This window comes from Phocaeicola fibrisolvens, assembly GCF_025567125.1.
GTDB classification, from domain to species: Bacteria; Bacteroidota; Bacteroidia; order Bacteroidales; family Bacteroidaceae; genus Phocaeicola; species Phocaeicola fibrisolvens.
In genome coordinates this window covers 43,513-68,671 of the sequence record NZ_JAOQJI010000019.1, presented here as the reverse complement: position 1 = coordinate 68,671, position 25,159 = coordinate 43,513, and the positions used below count along the sequence as shown (strand labels likewise).

The window sequence follows — 25,159 nt, the reverse complement described above, 5'->3', positions numbered from 1 at the left end:
TTTCTAATCGAAAAATTTTATTAGCTTGGTAACTAACTGATTATTAATTAATAATAGCTGTTTTGGCGAATTTTCTCCGGACAGCAATGATAAAGTTGATAAATACTGGTCTTGCAGAACAGTTCATAATTCACATGAAAACCTCAGTCTGTGCCGGTTTTCTCTTGGCCTCTCCTTATGTCGTCTATCAACTTTTCCGGTTCATTTCTCCAGCATTGTATGACCGGGAACGGAAATATTCATTGGGAATCATAACCGGCGGATATGTAATGTTTTTCATAGGTGTTTTGCTCGGTTATTTTCTCATATTTCCATTGACCTTGCGCTTCTTGGGAACTTATCAGGTCAGTAGTGAAGTAGAAAACATGATTTCTATACAGTCTTATATTGGTACTTTTATGATGATGAATTTATTGATGGGAATAGTGTTTGAACTACCGGTACTATGTTGGCTTTTGGGTCGTTTGGGCTGGTTGGATTCTACTATTATGCGCCGTTTCCGCAAACATGCAATAGTGGCTATTCTTATTATTGCTGCCATTATAACACCCACATCAGATATATTCACACTTATGCTGGTTGCATTGCCAATTTGGTTGTTGTATGAAATAAGTATTTATGTTGTAAAGGATAAACTATAGTTCTATTTCTGACTGTTGTTATGGTCAACGAGCGTTTCCGCTTTCGAAGGTTTGAGGGCGTTATAAATGAAACGAATTATGCCCGTGAAAATATTCATAGAGCTCATTTGTATATTACCAGGTTGGCAACTTTAGGCGAATCAGTTATTGCATGGGATGAATCAGATTATAACAGATACCATTATCAGCGTCTTAAAACAGACAGTATTCTGCTTGAAATAAAATCCGGGTGTGGAAATTTCTTACGTCCTGTTCAGATAGACTCTTTACGGGTGCTGCTTGAGACGAAAGAGACACACCTGTTCAGGATAATGAAAGCAGTCCAATCCTGGGTGGAGTCCGACAGTATTCTTGCTAATGAACTACCTGTAATAGCCACACAGTCGGTTCGGATGAAGACAATAACGCAGAAAAAGAAAGGAATTGCCGGGTTATTTGGAAAGAAAGAGACGGTACAAGTTCCATACATCACAAATGAAATACAGGATTTCAATGAAAGATTGACTTCTGCCAGAGATTGGCGGAACAATCAGATGGGAGCGTATGCAGACAGTCTGCGTTTACAGCTTTTGGGTTCCGTAGTCTTTCGGCATGGAAAGAGAGATGATACATTATGGTTTCTTATTTATTCACCTGAAGGGTTGTTACCATTTATACTGATGACCGGGTTCCCATTCTCGTCTTCAATCAGACTGAGTGTGGCGTCCATGGTCAGTGAAAATACAGGAGTCTTGATTTTAATGGACATGACATTGGTCTCCTCTCCCTGAAGGAGCAGGTCCATGTTTCCGTCCTTTTCAATTTGCAATCTGCTGATACCTACCGATTCCAGTTTCTCCCAGTCGATTTGTTCAGCCCTGTAGATATGATGACTGGTCTTGTTCATGCGTCTGATAATTGCCTTTCTCGTCTGCCTTGCTGACCGCTCCTAAACCTTCCTTTGGGTCATTCTTGTTATGTACCAACAAAAGTTCGTCAATTTGTTCCACATAAGGCTTTTCCGGTTTCTTTGTCCGGCCTTGCCTTTTTTCCTTATCAGGACTGTTTTCTTGTACCATAATCTTTTGTTTTGAGTGACTACTTGATTTGTTTCACAGTCCAAATGTAAGATGATAAATTGATTAAGTATCTGATTTACAAACAAATGGAATTATATGTCATTAGACGTCATCAAATGTCATAGCGAAGATAGGAAAGAATGTAGAAACAGCAGGAAAAAGGATGAAAAGTGGTAGGAAGAGTAGGGGTAAAAGCATAGCGAAGCCACCGGACTATGCAGATCGGAGGGAACTAAAATTCCTGTCTTATCTCGGGATTTGACAAGCACTCTATGTTTTGTTATTGAGGAAGGTGGATTTTCACAGTATTTGTGGGGTCATATATGGAATATAAGGATAGCCGCCTTTGATTTACGGCTATGCGTCACGTCGGTCGCAGTTAATCCCTGTAATCTTTCCTTTAATTCCAATCCGTTTGCCGCCGTATTCTTTTTCAGGAGAATTTTCATGGCGTAAGCCATAAGGAAAATTCTCCTGAAAAAAAGGAATAAATGCGGCTGGCAAATTAGGATTGGGATTTATCTTTGATGGAAGGGATAACTGGTGTGGATATATAATAGCTTATCTTTAATTTTTAGTATAAATGATATAGATAGAAAATATTTACTATTGCTTAAACAAGCTATAAGTTTGGGAATAACCAGAACTCAGTTAAAATGAATGGTTTGAAATAAAAGTCAGACAATACCCTAGCTAGGAAATCAACAAAAGGAAGTACTGAAGAGTATGAGATTAGAAGAATTAACTTATACGACAAGGCATACGAATTGTTGTTAAAACCATTCGCATTTCTTCAGCGCATTCAAGCGGCGGTTTGGAGTATCTCCGGGGAAGGTGGAATATTAAAGCTTTGTCCGATTTGGTTCAATTTTATTAGGCCTGAAATCATACTCAGGAAAACGCCGGGTAGAATTGTACCTCATGCTGAAATGTTTTTTATGTTTCTCCGGTTGGAGCCGTACGTTTCCCCCTCGTGAAACATACGGTTCCTTGCCCGGAAACAAATGTTTCCTGTGTGGGAAACGTAGAAAAGTCAAGGATAAGTCTCTTTTTGTGCCTATTCGTTTTTGAATCCGTCTGAAAGGGGAAGTTTGAAAGACCATTCTCCCGGAAAATGACGGCTTGAAAAGCAGGATTTGGACTTTTTAAGTTCGTCAAAAAGCCGGAATGCCAATGCTTATTATTCTAAGGTCTTAATAAATCCTACGAAATAGTTGATTTTGAGGATTTATTTATGATTTCCGATTAATTTTATAAAAAAACTCCATTTATATGCATCCTTGCATACGTTATATCTTGTCACACATGGAAAAAGAAAATGAACATAAGAATTAATGCTTTGTTTTTATATCTTGAGATAAAGTCATATTAATTTTTTTAATATCATGAGTATGGTTTCGATAAAGTTAAATTTCAGACCTTCTAAGGTCATTGGGAAACCGGGGACTCTTTATTTCCGGTTGATTCATAATCGCATAATGCGAGAGGTGGGTACATGTTATAAGCTCTATTCCGATGAGTGGGAAAATGGGCATATAAAATTTTATGGATCAGGGACTGAGCGACATCGTTATCTTTTCAATGTTCAGAGACTTCTACAGAAGGATATTCTTCATCTAAAGAATATTATTAATCGCATGGAGCAATCAAGGAAACCCTATTCTGTAGATGATATAATAAATACTTATAAATCAGTAAATAGCAATTTGGTGAGTTTCTGCACTTTTGTAAATGAAACTACGCGACATCTAAGAACAATAGGAAAGCTACGACTCGCGGAGACGTACACAACCTCAAAGAATAGTTTTCTCAGATTTCGAGGTGAAAAAGGGGATATTTGTTTTGATGAGATGGATGCTGATTTGATAAAGGAGTATGAGGCATATTTATTGGAAGACTGTGGACTCAATCTGAATACCGTATCTTTTTATATGCGCAACTTACGTGCAATCTACAATCGTGCGGTTGAAAAGAAACTGACTGAAAGCCGAAATCTTTTTAAACATGTTTATACTGGAGTGCGAAAGACCGTCAAGCGTGCAATATCTTCTGAAGTTATTCAAAGAATAAAACAATTGGACTTGACAAGGTTTCCAATCCTGGAAGAGTCACGTGACTATTTTTTACTTAGTTTCTATCTTCGAGGGATATCTTTTGTAGACTTGTCGTATTTGAAAATGAACAACTTGCAGAATGGCTGTTTAAAATATCTCCGTCATAAGACAAATCAGCTGCTTAGTATAAAATGGGAAACGCAGATGCAGGAAATTGTCAACCGATATCATGTGGCCGGTTCACCTTATCTGTTGCCTATAATCAATGTGCCTGGCGTCGAAGAAAGGCGACAATATCAGAATGGGTTACATCGAATTAATGCACACTTGAAAATAATAGGCCAACTGGTCGGTTGCCCTATTAAATTGACAACTTATTGCGCTCGTCATGGATGGGCTAGTATTGCTCGGAACCTGAACATCCCTTTATCAATCATCAGTGAATCTATGGGACACACTTCCGAGAGTACCACGCGTATTTATCTGGCATCTTTGGACAATGTACTTATTGATGATGCAAATAAAATGATAATAGATGCCATTTAGTATAATGATTGAAGGAATAGTCGGTCAGTTGCGAAGTAACAGAACTAAGATGTTTCAAGTTGTACTATTTCCTTTATTTCTTAAATCTAGAACATTAGTGTCCCGTTAAAATGGGACGAGTTAAACAATTAATCAAATAGCCCCGGAATAATGGGATTATATAGATCTTTGACATCATTGAAATTAGTCTTGTCGAACAGGTCACGCAAGAGGGTTTTGTCTGTCAATGATATGCTGAGAATTTGCAAAACTTCATAGGTAGAGCGTTTCAACTTCATATCATGTTGGACAATAGCCACAAGACAGTATGTGATAATAGCGACACTGATTTGTATGCGGACGGCGTTCTCTGTTGTGCCCCAGAATTTCTTTATCTTGAGGTGCTGCTTGAGCCATTTGAAGAACAGCTCGATCAACCATCTTTTCTTGTAAAGATTGGCGACATCCAATGCAGAAAGTTGTTTCGCATTCGTCAGAAAAGTGAGCTCACGGTCATCTTCTTCATCGTAATATCGGACGAGTCTGAATGACTCCGGATATTTCTTCCCGGAGAGATAACCGGTCAGTTTCACTTCCGCATCTGTCGTTATGTTCTTTGGCATTCTCCGCTTCCATTTGACTGTCTTATATTTTAAGTTCGTCTTGGCCCTGACAACAAAGAAAGAGTCTGTAAGATGTATCCTATAGAGCTCTTTAAAGGAGTCATAAGCCCTGTCGAATATATAATAAGCATTTGGTTCATAATGGATTGAAGACATCGCTGTAGAATCATGCTTTGAGGCAGTGGTTACAGTATAGAAGGCAGGAACTTGTGCTTCAATGTCGTATAAGACATGAGCTTTCACTCCTCCTTTCTTGCTTCGGAACTTTGCCCATGGGAATGTTGCAAGACACAACGGAATCGTTGTTGAATCAAACGCATATTTCTTTCTAGAAATGTCAAGGATGTTGGTCGTCCGCTTCTCGCAGGCTTCCTTCATCATATATGGTTGGCTGTCGCAAGAGTTGTCTTGGCTATCGGTTCACGACCTAAACCAAGATGATATTGCTTGGCCCTATGCGCCTCGAAAGCAACGATTAAGTCTCGCAGGCTCTCACGGTTACTCAGTTGTCCAAACATCATCGCGAGCATCTGATTCCAGCAAGTGAAATGTTTCACATATCTGTTGCCATCATACTTGCGAACATAGTTGTTGAACTGAGTCCTGTTCAGAAAAGCGGTTAATTGAGAGAATACGTATTTGTCTTGGAACATAGCAGCCATTTGTATTAAACTGCAAAGTTGCAAAATCAAGTCCGTTTCATTTCAAAAGACCGTGTAATTGACTATATTTCAATAATTTCAAAGAACTATTTATCCACTTTTACGGGACAGTAGTGACCATATAGGTAAAATGAAATGACAAATTCCACATACTTTGCGGATTTCCAGTTCGGGAAGTCTGTGCAAGTCTGTGGAATTTGTGTATGAAAACTTCCTGTTTGTGGAAGTGTGTGTTATCTCATTTCTGTGTATTTGATTTTGTCCATGTCGCCATAGTCAAGGTTTTCACCGGCCATACCCCAGATGAACATGTAGTTGCTGGTTCCGGCAGCTGCGTGGATAGACCATTCCGGTGACATGATGGCCTGTTCGTTGGCCAGCCATACCAGGCGTTCTTCCTGCGGCTCTCCCATCAGGTGGCAGATCATGTTGCCTTCCGGTACGTTGAAGTAGAAGTAAGCTTCAATACGGCGGCTGTGTGTGTGGGCCGGCATGGTGTTCCATACACTACCCGGTTTCAGTTCCGTCAGACCCATCTGCAACTGGCAAGGACCTTCCTGAAGTACATTTTTTACAATCAGCTGGTTGATGACACGGTCGTTGCTTTCTTCCATCTTACCGGCTGCAAAAGAGTTTGCTTTCAGAGAACCTTTGCGTCCGTCGATGGTAACCCACTGTGTTTTGTATTCTTTGTGGGCGATGGCAGAGTTGATGTAGAACTTGGCCGGTTTGCTGGCATCCTTGCTCTTGAAAGTCACTTTCTGCTTGCCGCGTCCTACATAGAGGGCTTCCTTGAATTTCAGTTCATATTCTTTTCCGTCTACTGTCACGATACCGTCACCGCCAATGTTGATGACACCCAGTTCCCGGTTGAACAGGAAGTAGGGAGCTTTCAACGGGTCGATAGTATCCAAAGACAATTCCTTGTTGACCGGCATGGCACCACCGAAGATAAAGCGGTCGTACATGGAATAAGTTACGTTGATTTCATCGGCTACCAGCACTTTCTCCATCATGAAGCTGCTGCGCAGTCTTTGTGTGTCGTATGTCTTTACATCTTGCGGATTGCAGGCAGTCTGCATCCGGTAGTTAATCTGGGCATTTGCAGAGAGAGCTGCCACACCCAGCATCATAGCCATAGCTAATTTTTTCATAAGCGTTTATTTGTTATTTGGTTCTTATTCTTCAATGTGTTTTGCTTCTTTGATGATGCGGCGGCGGTTGTAGATGGCCATGGCCAAAGCCACGATAACCAGGATGGCCGAGCCTACAATCTTGAAGTTGTAGACCGCATGGAAAATCAGCCAGGAGAAGATGCTGGAAGCAAAGTCGAGGGCACCTCCCTGGAATCCTTCCGGAATCTGTACGGCTGTATCGTTGGTACGGATAAATACGTCTTGAGCGGCTTGTGTAAAGAACGGAGCCAGATCGGTGACGAAATACAGTCCGACAATCAAAGCTACCAGACCGATCAGGAAGGTCTTCAATACGTTACCTTTGGTGATAGGCAGTACGGCCGGGAACAGGTAGAACATACCAGCCAGTGAAGCCAGCGGCAGGAATTGGTTGCCGGGCAGTACGACTGACAGGAACAGGGCCACCGGAATCAGCAACAGAGAAACCACCAAGGTGGTTGGATGACCGATTACCAGTGCCGGACTCATACCGATGTTCAGGCTTGCACTGTTCTTGAATTTGCGGGCAATCAGCTCGCGGGTGGCGTCGGAAATCGGGCGCAGACCTTCGATGAACAAGGAGGTGATACGCGGGATAAGTTCCATGACGGCTCCCATCTTGATACCCAGTCCCAGGATGGCCGGAATGCCGTCAATCAGCTCGTCTGTGTTCTTGCAGGCCAAAGCACCGATGACGCAGCCTACAACTACTCCCAGGAAAAGAGGTTCTCCCATGATACCGAATTTTCTTTTCATGCCTTCAGCGTCGATGTTCAGCTTGTCGAATCCCGGAATTTTGTCGAGTACCTTATTGATAACAAGAGCGAACGGTACGAATCCCTGGCAGAACGGCTGCGGGATAGAGATTCCGTCCATTTTTTCGTAATAAGACTGGAACTGTTTGCAGGTCAGGTCGGCCATAATCAATGTGATGATGTAGCAGATGATGGCAGAGAAGAATCCCCACCAGATATTTTCCGTTGCAAAATAAACTACCGCCCCAATGAAAGCGAAATGCCAGTAGTTCCACAAGTCGATGTTGACAGTTTTGGTGGTTTTGGTTAACAGCATGATAATGTTTACTCCCAAACATACCGGGATAATGAAGGCTCCCACCGAAGTGTTGTAGGCCACAGAAGCGGCTGCAGGCCATCCCATATCAAAAATACCCAGGCTCAGCCCATAAATTTCCGTCACCTTTTTCAACGGTTCCCCCAGGCTGCTGGTCAAAAGGGCTGTCACCACAGAGAGCCCTACAAATCCTACTCCGACTAACAGGCCGCTTTTCAGCGCCTTGCCGAATTTAATTCCGATACATACTCCTAGAATGGTAAACAGAATAGGCATCATCACGGCTGCCCCGAGCCCGATGATATAGCTAAAAACTTGTTCCATGTCTTTTTCTTTGTCCTTTTTTTAATGTGGATTTAGGTTAAAAATAAATGATTTCGACCCAAAATTACAGTCTTTTATTCTAATATCCAATTGAAAAACTGTTATTTTCGAAACTTTGCTGATTTAATAACATTTTTTTCGTTTACGCACACGGTGGGACTATCTTTAAGAATCGTTCTGCTATTTGTGTCAATCTGAATAAGGATAAAAAAGTCTTGCGGATTTTTGGACTGCGGAAATGCCTTCGCCGCATAAAGGAGAATGACGATGGAATTAGTTAAAAACGTCAAACGGAATTTTCTGTCCGGCTGTGTGGTTTTTATATTTCACACTGTGAGATATGTGTCCCACACTGTGGTTTTTGTATCCCACAGTGTGAAACAGAGAAATTGCACTTGAATTGAGAGAAAATCGCTTATTCCTCTACTGTTTCCTGAATAAAGATTCTCCCGTTTTTCTTTTCCACCTGTACCTGGCTGCCGTTCGGGTTGAGGTTGAAGGGAGTTACCTCATCGGTACGGTTGTCTACAACCATCAGGGTGCTTTCTTCGGCAAAGCGTTTCACCTGGAACTTGACAGAAGCTTGCCGGATGGTGGTGTTGAGTAGCAGGCTGTCGTTGAGGTAGACGGAAAGGCTGTCTCCAGCAAAAGATGGTGTGATTTCCACGGCATAGAGCCCTTCAAACGTCTGTGTCTTGTCGCCGGATTTAGGCTGGTGGCGGAAACCGAGATAGAGGAAAAGGCAAACGATGAAGAATACGCCGAACGCCAGGATTCCGTTGCCTATCATGAATTGTTTGTTACTGTTGATACTTTTGTGGTTCATAAAAAAGGTAGTTAAAAGCTGATTGCCTTGCAAAGTAAGTTATTTTCAGTTTGTTTATCGTGTATGTTTTAATTTTTTTTCTACATTTGTCGCGGAATATATAAAAACGGAATACAAAATATCATGCAAAATAACCTCGTCATAGTGGAGTCTCCGGCTAAAGCCAAGACAATTGAAAAGTTTTTGGGGAAGGGCTATAAAGTTTTGTCAAGTTACGGACATATTCGCGACTTGAAACAGAAAGCGTTCAGTATTGATGTGAAAGACCACTTCAAGCCGATTTACGAGATACCGGAAGAAAAGAAAAAACTGGTGGACGAATTGAAAGAAGAAGCAGAGAAAGCCGATATGGTATGGCTCGCATCCGATGAGGACCGGGAGGGAGAGGCCATTTCATGGCATTTGTTTGAAGTGCTTCATCTGGACCCGGAAAAGACCCGACGGATTGTATTCCACGAAATTACCAAGACTGCCATTCTGAAAGCAATAGAGCATCCGCGGCATATTAACATTGATTTGGTGAATGCCCAGCAGGCCCGTCGCGTACTCGACCGTATTGTGGGTTTTGAATTGTCGCCGGTGCTTTGGCGAAAAATCAAGCCAGCTTTGTCGGCCGGTCGTGTACAGTCGGTAGCCGTAAGGCTGATTGTGGAACGCGAGCGGGAAATCAATGCATTCGTAAGTGAGGTATCCTATAAGGTAGTGGCCGTTTTCCGGGATGAAAAAGGGGCCAATGTCCGGGCTACGCTTGGCCGTCGTTTCAAGACAAAGGAAGAAGCGCATGAATTCCTTGAAAAATGCAAGAATGCGACTTTCCGTATCGAAGATATTACCACCCGTCCGGTCAAGAAATCACCGGCGCCTCCTTTCACCACTTCTACGCTGCAGCAGGAGGCTGCACGCAAGCTGGGTTATACTGTGGCACAGACCATGATGATTGCACAGCGTCTGTACGAAAGCGGATTGATAACCTACATGCGTACCGATTCAGTGAACTTGTCGGAACTGGCCTTGACAACAAGCCGTGATACTATACTTAACCTGATGGGAGAACGTTATGTACATACCCGTCAGTATGCGACCAAGACAAAGGGCGCACAGGAAGCGCATGAAGCCATTCGTCCGACTTATATGTCGAATGAAACCATCGAAGGAACCTCGCAGGAAGTACACTTGTATGAACTGATTTGGAAGCGTACGCTGGCTTCGCAGATGGCAGACGCGGAACTGGAAAAAACAACGGCTACCATCTCCATCAGTGGGTGTAGCGATGAATTCCAGGCGGTAGGCGAAGTTGTGACTTTCGATGGCTTCCTGAAGGTTTATAAGGAATCGTTCGATGACGAAACGGAACAGGAAGATAAAGTGGGGCTGCCGAAGATGGAAGTCGGACAGGTATTGCAGCGGGAAGAAATTTCGGCTGTACAGCGCTTCAGTCAGGCTCCAGCCCGCTACACGGAAGCCAGCCTGGTACGTAAACTGGAGGAACTGGGTATCGGTCGTCCGTCTACTTACGCACCGACCATTTCTACCATCCAGCAAAGAGGGTATGTAGAAAAAGGCAACAAGGAAGGCGTGAAGCGGGAGTATGCGTTGCTGAAACTGACAGGAAAAGAAATAGAAGAAACCGTACAGACGGAAATGAGCGGAAGCGAAAAGTCGAAACTGATACCGACCGACGTAGGTTGTGTGGTCAATGACTTCCTGATGCAGTATTTCCCGAAGATTATGGATTATAACTTTACGGCCAGTGTGGAAAAGGAGTTTGATGAGGTGGCCGAAGGAGAAAAGAAATGGACCGACATGATGGAAGTGTTCTACAAAGATTTCCATCCGTTGGTGGAAACGACATTGGCCACCAAGAGTGAACATAAGGTGGGCGAACGCATGCTGGGTACGGATCCGGTGAGCGGAAAGCCGGTATCTGTAAAAATCGGACGCTTCGGACCGGTGGTGCAGATTGGTTCATCGGAAGATGAAGAGAAGCCTAAGTTTGCCCAGTTGAACAAGGAACATTCTTTGGAAACGATTACGCTGGAAGAGGCGTTGGAATTGTTCAAACTGCCCCGCGTATTGGGTGAACTGGAGGGCAAAGCCGTATCGGTGGGCGTAGGACGTTTCGGCCCATACGTCCGTCATGACAAGGAGTACGTGTCTATCCCGAAAGGTATGGACCCGATGACTGTCACGATGGAAGAAGCAGAGCAGATGCTGCGCGAGAAAAAAGAGAAAGATGCCCAAAAGGTCATCAAGCAATTCCCGGAAAATCCCGATATGCAGGTGTTGAACGGGCGCTACGGACCTTATATCGCTTATCAGAAGAAGAACTACAAGATTCCGGAAAATGTAAATCCGGCTGACTTGAGTCTGGATGCTTGCTTTAAGGTAATTGATTTGCAGAACCAGAAAGCCGAGATGCGTAAGACGAAAACTACGGCACGGAAAAAGAAATGAAAAGAGTTTTCTTGATAGGTTACATGGGGTCGGGAAAGACTACGCTGGGAAAAGCTTACAGTGTGGCTGCCGGCCTGCAGTTTGTCGACCTCGACTGGTACATCGAAGAGCGTATGCACAAGTCCATTTCCGATTTGTTTGCGGAAAGGGGAGAGGAAGGGTTCCGGCAACTGGAGCGGAAGATGCTTCACGAAGCAGGTGAATTTGAAGATGTGCTGATTGCCTGCGGAGGAGGTACTCCCTGCTTTTTCGACAACATGGATTATATGAACAATACAGGCGAGACAGTATTTCTGGACGTATGTCCGGAGGTACTGTTCCGTCGTTTAAAGATAGCAAAGGCCAAACGTCCGTTGTTGGCGAACAAAACGGACGAAGAACTGATGCAGGTCATTGTTTCGGCATTGGAAAAGCGGCTGCCTTATTATACGAAGGCAAAGTGGCGTTTCAATGCGGAAGAACTTGAAAGTTATGCACAGATTGACAGGGCGGTAAACCGCTTGAAGAACTTGATAAATTAAAGAAGTATAAATCTAGACTTTATGTAGTGAAATGAGAAAATGGCGTATTGAAGACTCTGAAGAGCTCTACAACATCACGGGGTGGGGCGTTTCATACTTTGGTATCAATGACAAAGGTCATGTGGTAGTAACTCCACGCAAGGACGGGGTGGCCGTCGATTTGAAGGAACTGGTGGACGAGTTGCAGTTGAGAGATGTGACGGCTCCTATGCTGGTCCGTTTCCCGGATATCCTGGACAACCGGATTGAGAAAATATCCAATTGTTTTCGTCAGGCTTCGGAAGAATATGGTTACCAAGCCCAGAACTTCATCATTTATCCGATTAAGGTGAACCAGATGAGGCCGGTGGTGGAGGAAATTATCAGTCATGGAAAAAAGTTTAATCTGGGACTGGAAGCGGGTTCCAAGCCGGAACTCCATGCCGTAATTGCTATTAATACGGATTCTGATTCGCTGATTATCTGTAACGGTTATAAGGACGAGAGTTACATTGAACTGGCCTTGCTGGCACAGAAGATGGGTAAGCGGATTTTTTTGGTGGTGGAAAAGCTGAATGAGTTGCGTCTGATTGCCAAGATGGCCAAGCAGCTGAACGTGCGTCCCAATATCGGTATCCGGATTAAACTGGCTTCTTCGGGAAGTGGAAAGTGGGAGGAAAGTGGAGGTGATGCCAGCAAGTTTGGCTTGACATCCAGTGAACTGCTGGAAGCTCTCGATTTCTTGGAAAAGAAAGACTTGCAGGATTGTTTGAAGCTGATTCATTTCCACATAGGTAGTCAGGTGACTAAAATACGCCGTATCAAGACGGCTTTGCGTGAGGCGTCCCAGTTTTATGTGCAGCTGCATCAGTTGGGTTTCCCGGTAGAATTTGTGGACATCGGTGGCGGACTGGGCGTGGATTATGATGGCACCCGTTCTTCCAATAGCGAGAGCAGCGTGAACTATTCCATCCAGGAATACGTGAACGACTCCATCTCCATCATGGTGGATGCCAGCAACAAGAACAACATTCCGCATCCGAACATTATCACGGAAAGCGGCCGTTCGCTGACGGCTCATCATTCCGTCCTGATTTTTGAGGTACTGGAAACCGCTTCTTTGCCTTCCATGGACGAGGATTTCGTGGTAAGCAAGGACGACCATGAACTGGTGCAGGAACTGTATCAAATCTGGGACAACTTGAGCCAGAGCCGGATGCTGGAAGCATGGCACGATGCACAGCAGATTCGTGAGGAATCGCTCGACTTGTTCAGTCACGGCATCGTCGATTTGAAAACGCGGGCACAGATTGAACGGATGTACTGGTCGGTAACACGTGAAATCAACCAGATTGCTTCGGGACTGAAGCATGCGCCGGATGAATTCCGGAATCTGGACAAACTGCTGGCCGACAAGTATTTCTGTAACTTCTCGTTGTTCCAGTCGTTGCCAGACTCCTGGGCCATCGACCAGATTTTCCCGATTATGCCGATTCAGCGTCTGGACGAGCGTCCCGACCGTACGGCCACGCTGCAAGACATCACCTGCGACTCGGACGGAAAGATTGCCAATTTCGTGACCAGCCGGAACGTGGCCCACGATTTGCCGGTACATACCATCAAGTCGAAAGAGTCTTATTATATCGGGGTATTCCTGGTAGGAGCTTATCAGGAAATCCTGGGAGATATGCACAATCTGTTCGGGGATACGAATGCCGTACATGTGAGTGTGGACGACAAGGGTTACAGCATCGATCAGGTGATTGACGGAGAAACGGTGGCCGAGGTGCTCGACTATGTGCAGTATAATCCGAAGAAACTGGTGCGTACACTGGAAACTTGGGTCACTAAGTCGGTGAAGGAAGGACGTATTTCCTTGGAAGAAGGAAAGGAATTCCTGGCCAACTACCGTTCCGGATTGTACGGTTATACTTACTTGGAGTAAAATAGGGAGATAAATATGAAAGAGAAACTGACAGTCATAAAGGTAGGAGGAAAGATTGTAGAAGAGCCTGATACATTGAATCAGCTGTTGAACGACTTTTCTTCCATGCCCGGTTATAAGGTGCTGGTACACGGTGGAGGCCGTTCGGCTACCCGTATTGCCGCCCAATTGGGTATTGAGAGCCGGATGGTGAACGGTCGCCGTATTACCGACGCCGATACCTTGAAAGTGGTGACCATGGTCTACGGAGGCTTGGTCAACAAGAATATCGTGGCCGGTTTGCAGGCAAGAGGGGTGAATGCTGTCGGATTGACGGGAGCCGATATGAACGTCATCCGTTCTGTGAAACGTCCGGTAAAGGATATCGACTACGGGTATGTGGGCGACGTGGAAAAGGTGGACGGAGCGGCTTTGACCGACCTGATTCACCGTCAGATAGTGCCTGTCATGGCACCGTTGACGCACGACGGCCACGGCAACCTGCTGAACACGAATGCCGACACCATTGCCGGAGAAACGGCAAAGGCCCTGGCTGAGTATTTTGAGGTGACACTGGTCTATTGTTTTGAAAAGAAAGGCGTGCTGCGCGACGAGAATGACGATGACAGCGTGATTCCGGTACTGACCCCCGACTTATTCAAGCGCTACGTGGACGAGGGTGTCATACAAGGAGGCATGATTCCCAAGCTGGAAAATTCTTTTTCAGCCTTGGATGCCGGAGTGTCGCAGGTTGTAATCACCTTAGCATCAGCCATTCACAAGGACTCGGGAACCATTATCAGAAAATAATTGAAAAAAATCGACGGGTGGGTGTAACTTTTAGGTAACTCACCCGTCATTATTATAGAAAGCAATGCAAGAAATCAGTTTTCGTGACGATATCCTACCGCTGAAGGACAAGCTTTTCAGACTGGCCCTGCGCATTACGTTCAATCGGGCGGAAGCGGAAGACATTGTTCAGGATGCACTGATTAAAGTGTGGAGCAAACGCGAGGAGTGGGCGCAACTGGAATCCATCGAAGCCTATTGCCTGACGGTTGTCCGCAATCTGGCCATCGACCGGAGTCAGAAAAAAGAGGCGCAGAACTTGGAGCTGACTCCTGAAACGCAGGAAATGCCGGATGCATTGACTCCTGAAAGCCAAATGGAACGCAACGAACAGTTCCGGCTGGTGCACAGGCTGATAAACGAACTTCCTGAGAAGCAGCGAACCATCGTACAGCTCAGGGATATTGAGGGTAAGAGTTATAGAGAAATTGCGGATGTGCTGGGGGTGACAGAAGAGCAAGTGAAAGTGAACCTTTTCCGCGCTCGTCAGCGTATCAAACTAAAATACAGCGAAATTAACGATTATGGACTATAAGTACATTGAACAACTTCTGGAACGCTATTGGAACTGTGAAACTTCAGTTGAGGAAGAACAGATTCTCCGGATTTTCTTTCAGCAGAAAGAACTTCCCGCTCATTTGCGCCGTTACCGTTCTTTGTTTACTTATCAGAAGGAAGCGGGCGAGATGAAGCTGGGTGAAGATTTTGACAAGCGGGTGCTGGCAGAAATCGAACGTCCGGTAGTAAAAGCCAGACGTCTGACCTTGCATACACGTTTCATGCCGTTGTTCAAGGCAGCTGCCATGATGATTTTGCTTTTCACCTTAGGCGGTGTGGTAAAACATGCTGCGGGTGACGACGGTGCTTCAGGTATCGTATATGTACATGATCAGTTCGAGAATCGTCAGGCTGACCCACAGGTGGCTTATGAGGGCGATTCAGTAAGGACACTGATGAAAGAAACGTCTCCTAAGCCTCGGCTGGAGGAGAACAACAACAGATAAGAACATTTTCATTTGCTTTTATATAAATAGTTAGTGCTTATTAAAACTTAAAACAACAACGAGGCTGTGAAGTTTCAATTCTCTCAAAATTAAATTTACTAACTCAATAAAAAAGGATTACCGCGTGAGCAGTAATCCTTTTTTATTGGCCTTTTGTGTGGAACCTTCGGAAAGATCTGTTCTTCCGCAGGTGAGGAATAAGTCGACTTTTTTTCGTTATTTTTGCAGCAAATTTTGAGACTACTGACATGTTTACAGTGATAGGTGTGATGTTGGGCGGAATAGCCGTAGGCTCTCTGCTTCGTCGTCAGGAATTTTCATGGATAGGTAAAGTGATTACTTGCCTGATTTGGGTATTGTTGTTTCTGCTGGGAGTCGAGGTGGGAGGTAACCGCCGGCTTGTGGAAGGACTACCCACATTGGGAGGAGAAGCTTTTATCGTTGCGTTAGCTTGTGTGCTGGGCAGTTGTGTACTGGCTTGGGCATTGTGGCATTGGCTGTATAAAAGGAAAGGAGGAAACACATGAAGGGAAGTTTGATTATTGTAGGCTTCTTTGTGTTGGGAACTTTTTGCGGGGCATTTCATCTGCTTCCTTTCGATATAGGTGAGAGTCGCGTCAGCTTCTATGTGTTGTGCGGCCTGATGTTTAGTGTGGGATTGAGCATTGGGAATGATCCTCAGACATTGAAAAATTTTCGTGCATTGAATCCTAGGTTGGTTTTTCTTCCCATAGCTACGATATTGGGGACTTTGGGAGCGGCGGCATTGGTAAGCCTTCTGTTGCCTCACCGCAGTGTGGCCGATTGTATGGCGGTAGGGTCAGGCATGGGATATTATTCTTTGTCCAGTATTTTTATTACGGAGTATAAAGGTCCGGAGTTGGGCACGGTGGCCTTGTTGTCCAATATTTTCCGTGAAATCATGACGCTGTTGTGTGCCCCTTTACTGGTCCGTTGGTTTGGCAATCTGGCGCCTATAGCCTCGGGCGGAGCCACCACCATGGATACCACATTGCCTATCATTACCCGTTGCGCAGGACAGCAGTTTGTTGTAGTTTCGATTTTCCATGGCTTTGTGACCGATTTCAGTGTCCCGTTTCTGGTCACCTTCTTTTGTTCGATCTGAGCCATGGCATGAGTTCAAAATCGCTTGTAAATAAAGCACAGCCTCCGGCAAAGGAATGAAGTCCTGTGCCGGAGGCTGTATATTTTCGGTATCTATCCGATTTCAATCAGTCCTGATAGTACACTCTCTTTACACGGTTGGAAACGCTTGTCAGAATCTCATACGGAATGGTATCGAGAATATCCGACAAGACAGTGACTGGAAGCTCATCGCCGAAAATGATGGCTTTATCGCCTTCCTTGCAGTCGATGTCTGTGACATCAATCATGCACACATCCATACAGATGTTTCCCACGTAGGGTGCCTTTTGTCCGTTGACCAAGCAATAGCCATGTCCGTTGCCCAGATGACGGTTCAAGCCGTCGGCATATCCGATAGGAATGGCAGCGATGCGGGAATCGCGTGTGAGAATTCCTTTCCGGCTGTAGCCTACGGTGTCGTCAGCAGGCACATCGTGAATTTGCAGGATGGTGGTCTTCAGGGTGGTGACATTGTGCAGCATCTTGTTGGTAAACGGGTCGATGCCGTAGAGTCCGATTCCCAGACGTACCATGTCAAACTGTGCACCCGGATAACGTTCGATTCCTGCCGTGTTGCAGATATGACGGATAATCTTGTGTTTGAAACCTTGCTGAAGTACGGTAGAAGCGGCTTCGAAGGTCTCTATCTGATGACGGGTGAAGGCATCAAACCGTTCTGCGTCACTTCCTACCAGATGTGAGAATACGGAACGGGGAATGACCGCACTCTGCTTTTGCAGGCGTTGTACCAGTTGAGGCATTTCCTCAGGGGCAAATCCCAAGCGGTGCATGCCCGTATCAATCTTGATGTGAATCGGGAAATTGCTCACTCCTTCCCGTTCAGCTGCCTTAATCAGTTCCTCCAGCAGATGGAAACTGTATACTTCCGGTTCCAGGCGGTAGTCGAACATGGTCTTGAAGGCCGTAATTTCCGGGTTCATAATCATGATGGAGCTGTTGATGCCGGCTTTGCGCAAATCGGCTCCTTCATCGGCTACGGCTACAGCCAAATAATCCACTCGCTGGTCTTCCAGTGTCTTGGCAATTTCGAAAGAACCGGCTCCATAGGCTGAGGCCTTTACCATACAAACCATCTTGACTCCCGGTTTCAGCTTGTTCCGGTAATGGTTCAGGTTGTCTACCAGTGCGTTCAGGTTTATTTCCAGGATGGTTTCGTGCACTTTCAATTCGAGTGCGTCGGTAATGTCATCGAAATGGAACACACGGGCCCCTTTTATCAAAATGTCTTCGTTGTGCAATTGGTGAAGCAATCCCGAGTTCAGAAGTTCGGCGGTGTTCGGAAAGAAATCTTTTTGAATTTCAAATCGATTGGCTGCTGCGGAGATTTCTTCGCCCACTCCGATGATATGGTCTACTTTCCGGCTGTGCACCAAGTCGGCTACCTGCCTGTAGAGCAGTTTGCTGGTCTGTCCACTCTCCAGCATGTCCGACAGAATCAATGTGCGTTTGCGGTTTTTGTCCTCCGAGCGTCTCATCATGAAATCCAGAGCGATGTCGAGCGAAGCAAAGTCGGAGTTGTAGCTGTCATTAATCAGTGTACAGCCGTTTTTCCCTTCTTTCACTTCCAGACGCATGGCAATGGGTTCCAGATGGAGCATACGCTCTGCGATGGTTTCGGGTGGTACCATCAGGTAGAGGGCTACGGCCAGACAGTGGAGTGAGTTTTCGATGGAAGCATCGTCAATGAACGGAATCCGGTATTCTTTGAAGAATCCCAGGTAGCGGTATTTGATGGTAGTACCTGTATCGTCTTTCAGTATTTTTTCGATGAAGAGCGGACGTTCGGAGTCTTTGGTCGACCAGGCAATTTCACGCGCTGTAAACAATGATTTGGTGACACAGCTGGCAATGAGTTCGTTGTCGCCGTTATACACAATGACGTCACAGTCCTTAAAGAGCTGAAGCTTTTCCATGCATTTGTCTTGCAGGGAAGAGAAATTTTCCTGATGTGCACCCCCGATGTTGGTCAGGATACCGATGGTCGGTTGGATGATGGGGCGCAAGGCTTCCATCTCACCCATTTCGGAGATACCGGCTTCGAAGATGCCCAGCTCGGTGTGCTCGTTCATGAGCCATACGGAGAGAGGCACACCGATTTGGGAGTTATAGCTTCTTGGAGAACGGGTAATGACACGGTCCGGACTGAGCAGCTGGTACAGCCATTCTTTGACGACCGTTTTTCCATTACTTCCCGTGATGCCGATGACCGGCACCTGAAACTGTTCCCGGTGCTTGGAAGCCAGGCGTTGCAGACTTTTCAGTGGGTTGGGTACAATCAGAAAATTGGCATCCTGGTAGGAGGAAGCCGTTTGAGGTATTTCATTCACGACGAAATTGCGTACTCCCTTCTTGTAAAGGTCTGGGATGTATTTATGTCCGTCGTTACGTTTTGTCTTCAAGGCAAAAAACAGAGTTTCTTCCGGAAAACACAGCGACCGGCTGTCTGTAAGTATCCAGTCAATGGTGGCGGGGGCGTTTCCTTTGCGTTCAGCCCCCAGGATGGAGGTTATTTCTTCAATTGTGCTTGACATAACTTTATTTCCTTTTGAACGTCTAAGTACGGGAATTTTTCTTTTAACTCCTCTATCTTTAACAGAATTTGACTTAAAAAGGCTTGATGGGCTTCCGTTTCGGGGTTGAAAGGTCTATGAGCCAGTCCACGTCGTATTTTTTCCCATTCTTTCATGAAGGAGAAAGTGGAGGAACTGAAATAGCAATTGCCGAAGCATTCCCAAACGTATTGTATGGCAAGCGGACTAGGATGCATCATGTCGTCGGCATAGAAACGATAATCCCGCAGTTCGTCTATCAGGATTTCATAAGAAGGGAAATAGTGGCAGAAATCCAGTTCCCGGCAAATCTGGTCGGCAGCCAGCAGGAGGTTGGCTTTGCTGAGTTGGTTGCCATGCAGTCCGTCTTTGAGGTGCCGTATGGGGCTGACTGTAAACAGGCATTGCAGGTGAGGGCGGAGGGAGCGCAGTTGTTGTAGCAATGGCAGATAGGCCGTAGCGATTTCATCGGCGCTGATCATGTGTCGTTCAAACAGGCGAGCCGGCAGTTTATGGCAGTTGCCTACGATTTTTCCATCTTCTTTCCAGGTATAGACAAATGAGGAGCCCCATGTGAAGATAAGCCAGTCGGCATGAAGCAGGTGCTCGTGGCCGGACATGATGCGCTGATTGATTTTATCCAGGCATTCCGTGACATCGGCAGACGAGAAAGAACTGTGGTGCATCAGGCTGTACCATTGTCCTTGCTCCTGATGCAAATCTTGTTTCTGATACGGTAAGCCATCCAGCAGTCGTTGGATGGAAGAAGCGATGGATATCGGATTGTATAACACTCCGAAAGGATTGACGTCACAGGTAAATTTATTCTCGCTCAGCAAGTTCCCGATGTGTTCGGAAAAGCAGGAACCCCACATCATCAGCTGGTCGGCGTGATGTATTTCGGGTCCTTTGAGGGGTAGTTCTACTTTGGTTCTGAATTCCATGACAAGAGAAAATTTACTGCAAATGTAAGTACATTATATATATTTGTGCTATTTTTGTACGATTAAAGTTAATGTGGAACAAGGATGGAACAGCCAACTTCATACGATTTGCTGAATAAGATAGATAGCCCTGAAGATTTACGGAAACTTTCTGTCGAGGCGTTGCCAGAGGTCTGTAGTCAACTTCGAAATAAAATTATTGATGAATTATCGCGTAATCCTGGCCATTTCGGCTCCAGTCTGGGAGTAGTGGAACTGACCGTGGCGCTTCATTACGTGTATCAGACTCCCTACGACCGCATCGTGTGGGATGTGGGGCATCAGGCATACGGACATAAGATTCTGACAGGTCGTCGTGACCGTTTTTATACAAACCGGAAGTTGAACGGATTGTGTCCTTTCCCTTCGCCAGCCGAGAGTGAATATGATACATTCACTTGTGGGCATGCGTCTAATTCCATCTCAGCCGCATTGGGAATGGCCGTGGCAGCCGCGCGCAAAGGAGAAGAAAACCGCCATGTGGTAGCTGTCATTGGAGATGGTTCCATGAGTGGGGGACTTGCATTCGAAGGGCTGAATAATGCTTCTTCCACTCCCAATAATCTGTTGATTATTTTGAATGACAACAATATGGCCATCGACCGGAGTGTGGGAGGAATGAAGCAGTATCTGTTGAACCTGCATACTTCGGAAGGATATAACCGGTTGAGAAACGTATTGTCACAGAAGCTCTATAGCTGGGGAATCTTGAATGATGAACGTCGCAAAAGCCTGATTCGTTTTAATAACAGCCTGAAATCAATGCTGATGCAGCAGCAGAATATTTTCGAGGGACTGAATATCCGTTATTTTGGTCCTGTAGACGGACATGATGTAACGGCATTGACAAGGGTCCTGAGGGAGATAAAAGATATGAAAGGGCCGAAACTTCTGCACATTCATACCCGTAAAGGAAAGGGATTCAAGCCAGCGGAGGAGGCGGCTACTTTATGGCATGCTCCGGGAATTTTCGATAAGGAGACGGGGGAACGTATTGTTGTAGACACCAGTGGTATGCCGCCTTTGTTTCAGGATGTATTTGGCAATACGTTGCTGGAGTTGGCCCGTAAGAACGACAAAATTGTAGGAGTAACCCCTGCCATGCCTTCTGGCTGTTCGATGAATATCATGATGAAGGAGATGCCCGACCGGGTTTTCGATGTGGGTATTGCTGAAGGGCATGCCGTGACTTTCTCCGGAGGAATGGCGAAGGAAGGTCTGCTGCCGTTCTGTAATGTGTATTCTTCTTTCATGCAACGGGCCTACGACAATATCATTCACGACGTGGCTATTCAGAAACTTCATGTCGTGCTTTGTCTGGATCGTGCGGGACTGGTGGGAGAAGACGGTCCTACGCATCATGGGGCTTTCGACATGGCGTATTTGCGTCCGATACCGAATTTGGTGATTGCTTCTCCTTACGATGAACATGAACTGCGCCGGCTGATGTATACGGCTCAGCTTCCGGATATCGGACCGTTTGTGATTCGTTATCCACGCGGAAGGGGAGTGTTGGTTGACTGGAAATGTCCGCTGGAACCTGTGGAAGTAGGAAAAGGACGCCGGTTGAAAGAAGGAACAGATTTGGCTGTGATTACAATCGGACCGATAGGCAACAAAGCAGCGTCGGCGATAGCCCGTGCCGAAAAAGAACAGGGCATGAGCATTGCTCATTATGATTTGCGCTTCTTGAAACCGTTGGATGAAGATTTGTTGCATGAGGTAGGACAGAAATTCAGTCGCATTCTGACCGTAGAAGATGGAGTACGGAATGGAGGAATGGGCAGTGCCATACTTGAGTTCATGAGCGACCATGGTTACCATCCGTCTGTAAAACGACTGGGACTTCCTGACCGTTTTGTACAGCATGGTCCGGTCAACGATTTGTATGCCATCTGTGGCATTGATGAGGAAAGTATATATCACACAATCACTCAGATAATAAAGATATGAAGATTATTATTGCAGGGGCCGGAGCTGTAGGTACCCATCTGGCGAAACTGCTGTCGGGTGAGAAGCAGGATATCATCTTGATGGATGAGGACGAGAGCAAACTGAGCGCCATGGGAAGCAACCTGGACCTTATGACTGTCAATTTGTCGCCGACGTCAATCAACGGATTGAAAGAGGCCGGAGTGGCAGGAGCCGACTTGTTTATCGGGGTTATGCCCGATGAAAGCCGTAACATGACGGCGTGTATGCTTGCTACCAGTCTGGGAGCCAAGAAAACGGTGGCGCGAATAGACAATTATGAATATCTGCTTCCCAAACATAAGGAATTTTTTGCCAAGCTGGGGGTTCATTCCTTGATTTATCCGGAAATGCTGGCCGCACGTGACATTGTCGACGCTGTAAAGATGAGTTGGATTCGTCAGTGGTGGGAGTTTGCCGGAGGAGCGTTGGTGCTTTTGGGAACGAAGTTGCGTGAACAGGCAGAAATTCTGAATGTACCTTTGCATGAACTGGGAGGGCGAAATATACCGTTCCACATCGTGGCCATTAAGCGAGGGAATGAAACCATTATTCCGCGTGGAGACGATGTGATAAAGTTGAATGATATCGTTTATTTTACGACTACGAAGAAATACATTCCTTATATCCGTAAGATTTCCGGGAAGGAGAATGAGGCCGATGTGCGGAACGTGATGATCATGGGAGGAAGCCGGATTGCCGTACGTACCGTGCAGTACATGCCGGAATACATGAAGACTAAAATTATAGAAAGCGATATTGCCCGCTGTAACCGGTTGACGGAACTGGTGGACGACGGAGTGATGGTCATTAATGGCGATGGACGCGATATGCAGCTGTTGCTGGAGGAAGGCATCAAGAATACGGAAGCCTTTGTCGCGTTGACCGGTAATTCGGAAACCAATATTCTGGCATGTCTGGCAGCCAAGCGCATGGGAGTGACTAAGACGGTGGCTGAAGTAGAAAACGTGGACTACATCAGTATGGCCGAAAGTCTGGATATCGGAACAGTCATCAATAAGAAGTTTATTGCAGCCAGCCATATTTATCAGATGATGCTTGATGCAGATGTGTCGAATGTGAAATGTCTGACCTTTGCCAATGCAGATGTGGCCGAGTTCACGGTGAAGCCGGGGGCCAAGATAACCAAGCAGGCTGTAAAGGATTTGGGACTTCCCAAGGGAGCGACTATCGGAGGATTGATCCGGAATGGAGAAGGTATATTGGTAACCGGTAATACCATGATTCAGGAAAATGACCACGTTGTGGTATTCTGTCTGGGAATGATGATCAAGAAATTGGAAAAGTATTTCTAAAATGTAGTTTTTAGAAGGAAAAAAAGTGGACAAAGAAGTCTGGATACGTTATTCAAAATAAAAATGTTATGGAATTTCGTATTCAGACTTATTTGTTTATGCTTGTCACAGTGTGCTGCTCTTTTTTCGGTGCAGGATGTGGGGCTTATCATGTAGAAGAGGAAGCGGGTGGAGAAAATGCCGGCGGACCGTATGAAATGGGTGTAGAGGTGTCGAATGCCCATCTTTTTACTTCACTTTATCCTTTGGAAATGTATTTGCTGGATAAACAGGGCAAGCTGGCCCGTGAAGAACATATTTCCTTTCCGGAGGAATGGCCCGAGGTACAGCAGGAAAGTGGTGAGTATACACTTTCTCTTTTTTCCGGGCTTTCTGCTGCCTACTTACCTCCAATGGTGTTGGATGCCAAGCAATTTTTTCGTTTCTCACAAGGTAATTATGCCGACGTTCCTTTGTTGGTCGGGAAAAACATCGTCAATCTGAAAAGTGATATGAAGGTATCTGTATCAATGTCTTATGCGGTGGCTGCTGTTTATTTATCTTTGGGTGGAATTCCTGAAGGCGCCATCGCCGTAGAGGCACGTATCTCACCGGTGAGTTCCGGGATTTCTCTGGAAGGAAACTTGAGCAATGACGGACAGTTTGCAACGGTGGAATGTCGAAATGAAAAAGGAGTATGGAAAGCTGGACCTGTTTATGTGTTTCCTGCCGAGAGTACACGGACCCATCTTTCTGTCAATGTTACCACCGTATCGGGAGAAACGACGTATGGATATTTCTTTAATTGTCCGTTGGAAGCAGGAAAGCCCTATCGGCTGGTCAGTACGGGAGATGGCAATGTGTCATTGGGAGGACACTCACAGATAGAAGGATGGACCCCGGAAGTCTCTGTGGAATTTCCGTTTGAAAACATGACACAGGAGGAGGGTTGGGAAGACCCAAAGCCCGAACAGCCGGATAAAGGAGAAACGGGCGGAAGTGGAGATACCGTTACAGATGAGGATACGGAAGTGATTACGGCTACTCAGTTGCCGGAAAGTGAGAGTATATGGGGGCCTTTCTTTGTGTGGAAGGCAGAACCCTTGTCGGGCGAAGCAGTAGTTGCTACTCTGGTGTCTCCTCGTCAGTGGCTGGTAAAAAAGGCTGAGGCTGCTTCTATTTGTACTTCGTATGAGGAAGATGGCATTCGCGGTTGGCGCACTTTTACTACGGAAGAAGCCAAGGAGTTTCGGGAACAATACAGTTCTACAATCGTGTCGCTTAGTGAGATGCTCAGGAAAAATGGACTGGATGCTTTCAATAAATATGATTGTCGCTATCTATGCAATGATTGTAAATCTACCTTTTGCTTTTATAATAATAAAATTCTCAGTTCAGGGGCTACGGTGGAATATGCCTTGCGCCTGGTGAAGAGAGTTTACGTGAAAAAGACAAAATAAAAGACGGCAAAATCCCGCTACAGGTATCTTTGGAAATTCTGTGG

The 25,159-nt window shown here is 45.6% G+C and carries 20 protein-coding genes and 1 pseudogene; 13 read left to right on the top strand and 8 right to left on the bottom strand.

Translation table 11 applies throughout. From position 1 onward, the window contains the following. Positions 1 to 50 precede the first annotated feature (50 nt). Positions 51 to 641: a twin-arginine translocase subunit TatC gene (gene tatC, locus OCV81_RS09690; protein ID WP_148329829.1), complete on the top strand. Its 591-nt coding sequence runs from the start codon at positions 51 to 53 to the stop codon at positions 639 to 641. Between the two features lie 625 nt (positions 642 to 1,266). Here tatC and OCV81_RS09685 read toward each other — a convergent pair. After that, positions 1,267 to 1,527, bottom strand: coding sequence for a DUF4099 domain-containing protein (locus tag OCV81_RS09685; protein WP_148329828.1), 261 nt, complete (start codon positions 1,525 to 1,527; stop codon positions 1,267 to 1,269). Then, on the bottom strand, positions 1,493 to 1,699 hold the full coding sequence (locus OCV81_RS09680) for a hypothetical protein (protein WP_262640302.1): 207 nt from the start codon (positions 1,697 to 1,699) through the stop codon (positions 1,493 to 1,495). Before OCV81_RS09680 ends, OCV81_RS09685 begins: the two co-directional genes overlap by 35 nt. A 1,391-nt stretch (positions 1,700 to 3,090) precedes the next feature. On the opposite strand from OCV81_RS09680, the gene OCV81_RS09675 reads away from it, so the two are divergent. Continuing rightward, complete coding sequence (locus tag OCV81_RS09675; RefSeq protein ID WP_148329827.1) at positions 3,091 to 4,299, top strand: tyrosine-type recombinase/integrase; 1,209 nt, start codon at positions 3,091 to 3,093, stop codon at positions 4,297 to 4,299. A 128-nt stretch (positions 4,300 to 4,427) separates the two neighbouring features. Here the strand turns inward: OCV81_RS09675 and OCV81_RS09670 are convergent. The 4 genes and pseudogenes from OCV81_RS09670 to OCV81_RS09650 form a co-directional block, all read right to left on the bottom strand. Beyond that, positions 4,428 to 5,554: pseudogene (locus OCV81_RS09670) on the bottom strand (IS4 family transposase). A gap of 242 nt (positions 5,555 to 5,796) precedes the next feature. Next, positions 5,797 to 6,717 carry a 5-dehydro-4-deoxy-D-glucuronate isomerase gene (gene kduI, locus OCV81_RS09660; protein WP_148329826.1) on the bottom strand — a complete coding sequence of 307 codons (921 nt, stop codon included), beginning with the start codon at positions 6,715 to 6,717 and terminating at the stop codon, positions 5,797 to 5,799. Between the two features lie 24 nt (positions 6,718 to 6,741). After that, on the bottom strand, positions 6,742 to 8,133 hold the full coding sequence (locus tag OCV81_RS09655; RefSeq protein WP_022354896.1) for a PTS galactitol transporter subunit IIC: 1,392 nt from the start codon (positions 8,131 to 8,133) through the stop codon (positions 6,742 to 6,744). Between the two features lie 415 nt (positions 8,134 to 8,548). Next, positions 8,549 to 8,959, bottom strand: coding sequence for a hypothetical protein (locus OCV81_RS09650; RefSeq protein ID WP_148329825.1), 411 nt, complete (start codon positions 8,957 to 8,959; stop codon positions 8,549 to 8,551). A 123-nt stretch (positions 8,960 to 9,082) separates the two neighbouring features. Between OCV81_RS09650 and topA the strand changes: the two genes are divergently transcribed. From topA to OCV81_RS09610, 8 genes are all read left to right on the top strand, one after another. Beyond that, a complete protein-coding gene (topA, locus tag OCV81_RS09645; protein ID WP_148329824.1) occupies positions 9,083 to 11,413 on the top strand; it encodes a type I DNA topoisomerase in 2,331 nt (776 codons plus the stop codon). Then, positions 11,410 to 11,934 (top strand): shikimate kinase, encoded by a 525-nt coding sequence (locus tag OCV81_RS09640; protein ID WP_148329823.1) that lies wholly within the window; start codon positions 11,410 to 11,412, stop codon positions 11,932 to 11,934. Before topA ends, OCV81_RS09640 begins: the two co-directional genes overlap by 4 nt. Before the next feature lie 31 nt (positions 11,935 to 11,965). Beyond that, entirely contained in the window at positions 11,966 to 13,858 is a 1,893-nt protein-coding gene (speA, locus tag OCV81_RS09635; protein WP_148329822.1) for a biosynthetic arginine decarboxylase, read from the top strand. A 15-nt stretch (positions 13,859 to 13,873) separates the two neighbouring features. Continuing rightward, a complete protein-coding gene (argB, locus tag OCV81_RS09630; RefSeq protein ID WP_022354891.1) occupies positions 13,874 to 14,647 on the top strand; it encodes an acetylglutamate kinase in 774 nt (257 codons plus the stop codon). Positions 14,648 to 14,711: 64 nt separating this feature from the next. After that, positions 14,712 to 15,221: an RNA polymerase sigma factor gene (locus OCV81_RS09625; RefSeq protein WP_148329821.1), complete on the top strand. Its 510-nt coding sequence runs from the start codon at positions 14,712 to 14,714 to the stop codon at positions 15,219 to 15,221. Further along, on the top strand, positions 15,211 to 15,690 hold the full coding sequence (locus OCV81_RS09620; protein ID WP_148329820.1) for a hypothetical protein: 480 nt from the start codon (positions 15,211 to 15,213) through the stop codon (positions 15,688 to 15,690). The genes OCV81_RS09625 and OCV81_RS09620 overlap by 11 nt, the downstream gene beginning before the upstream one ends. 248 nt (positions 15,691 to 15,938) lie before the next feature. After that, the gene (locus tag OCV81_RS09615; RefSeq protein WP_022354888.1) at positions 15,939 to 16,217 is read left to right on the top strand and encodes a LysO family transporter; all 279 of its coding nucleotides are present in this window, start codon (positions 15,939 to 15,941) and stop codon (positions 16,215 to 16,217) included. Next, a complete protein-coding gene (locus OCV81_RS09610; protein ID WP_148329819.1) occupies positions 16,214 to 16,816 on the top strand; it encodes a lysine exporter LysO family protein in 603 nt (200 codons plus the stop codon). Before OCV81_RS09615 ends, OCV81_RS09610 begins: the two co-directional genes overlap by 4 nt. A gap of 106 nt (positions 16,817 to 16,922) precedes the next feature. On the opposite strand, the gene OCV81_RS09605 is transcribed toward OCV81_RS09610, so the two are convergent. Continuing rightward, positions 16,923 to 19,388 carry a bifunctional UDP-N-acetylmuramoyl-tripeptide:D-alanyl-D-alanine ligase/alanine racemase gene (locus tag OCV81_RS09605; RefSeq protein ID WP_148329818.1) on the bottom strand — a complete coding sequence of 822 codons (2,466 nt, stop codon included), beginning with the start codon at positions 19,386 to 19,388 and terminating at the stop codon, positions 16,923 to 16,925. Then, entirely contained in the window at positions 19,364 to 20,350 is a 987-nt protein-coding gene (locus OCV81_RS09600) for a GSCFA domain-containing protein (RefSeq protein WP_148329817.1), read from the bottom strand. Before OCV81_RS09600 ends, OCV81_RS09605 begins: the two co-directional genes overlap by 25 nt. Before the next feature lie 84 nt (positions 20,351 to 20,434). On the opposite strand from OCV81_RS09600, the gene dxs reads away from it, so the two are divergent. From dxs to OCV81_RS09585, 3 genes are all read left to right on the top strand, one after another. Beyond that, positions 20,435 to 22,342: a 1-deoxy-D-xylulose-5-phosphate synthase gene (dxs, locus tag OCV81_RS09595; protein WP_148329816.1), complete on the top strand. Its 1,908-nt coding sequence runs from the start codon at positions 20,435 to 20,437 to the stop codon at positions 22,340 to 22,342. Then, entirely contained in the window at positions 22,339 to 23,676 is a 1,338-nt protein-coding gene (gene trkA, locus OCV81_RS09590; protein WP_022354883.1) for a Trk system potassium transporter TrkA, read from the top strand. Before dxs ends, trkA begins: the two co-directional genes overlap by 4 nt. A gap of 68 nt (positions 23,677 to 23,744) precedes the next feature. Continuing rightward, positions 23,745 to 25,115, top strand: coding sequence for a FimB/Mfa2 family fimbrial subunit (locus OCV81_RS09585; RefSeq protein ID WP_148329815.1), 1,371 nt, complete (start codon positions 23,745 to 23,747; stop codon positions 25,113 to 25,115). The last annotated feature ends 44 nt before the right edge of the window (positions 25,116 to 25,159 follow it).